This window comes from Oleiphilus sp. HI0066, from assembly GCF_001635725.1.
Map to the genome: position 1 here is coordinate 1 of NZ_LWFH01001232.1, position 1,118 is coordinate 1,118.

The window sequence follows — 1,118 nt, forward strand, 5'->3', positions numbered from 1 at the left end:
TCTCAGCTTCTAAAGCGGTCACAGCACTATTGATGCATATGTTAAACGAGAAGAAACTGATCAATCTGCATGATCCGATTAGTTTTTATCTTCCTGAGTTTGCCCGCAATGGCAAGAAAAACATCACGATTCATCAGGTGCTATCGCATCGCAGTGGTATTCCCGGTTTGCCTGAGGGGCTGCCGGTAGAAACTTTATGGGATAACGATACGATTTGGCGTTTATTATGCGATGCGGAGCCTGACTCGCCACGCGGTGACAAGTTGGCGTATCATGCGCTGACGGGCGGTTATATTCTCGAGCGTGTGGTCAGCAAGGTCACTGATAAGACGATTCAGCAAGTCTTAGATGAGCGTATTCGTAAGCCGATGGGCATGAAATACTTTAAGTATGGTATTGATGATGAATATGCAGACCGCGTCGCGATGAACTATGCGATAGGCTTGAAACCGCGTTTCCCAATTTCATATTTGATTAAACGCGCATTAGGTGGGCCTTTAGATTTGGTCGAAGATGTGACAAACGATCCTCGATTTCTGTCCGCGGTGATTCCAGCAGGCAATATTATGGGAACAGCAGAAGAAATGAATCGCTTTTTCCAGATGATGCTTAACGGCGGTGAATGGAAGGGAAAGCAAGTAGCGAAGGAGATTACGATTCGTCGAGCGATTCAAGAGGTTGCGAGTGTTCAGTTTGATCGTACCTTGATGATGCCAATGCGTTATAGCGCGGGTTTAATGCTTGGTGGCAAGCCAGTCGGTATTTGGGGTGCGAATAGTTCGGCTTGTTATGGGCATATTGGTTTAATCAATAAAATGGCTTGGGCCGACCCTCGAAGGGAGATTAGCGTTTCTCTTATGACTAGCGGCATTCCTATTGTTGCAAACAATATTCCTTCTCTTGTGCGTTTTGTTAACGCAATTTCTAAGAACTGTTCTATTACCAAGATATAAAACGTCTATTATAGAGGGCGCGTATTCCGGTATAATGCGCGCCCTTTCTATTGTTAGTTCTGTTCACTAGGTGAAACTCATATATGTCGGACACTGCACCAACTAAATCTAAGCACTTTCTTGAAACGATTATTGAAGAAGATTTGGCTTCAAATAAACACGAAG

Annotated in this window: 1 protein-coding gene; it reads left to right on the top strand. The window is 44.4% G+C overall.

Annotated elements, in window-relative coordinates; all coding sequences use genetic code 11:
* Positions 1-953 (top strand): serine hydrolase (locus A3738_RS17730; RefSeq protein WP_068763748.1); only part of this gene is annotated, 953 nt, incomplete at its 5' end.
* Between the last annotated feature and the right edge of the window lie 165 nt (positions 954-1,118).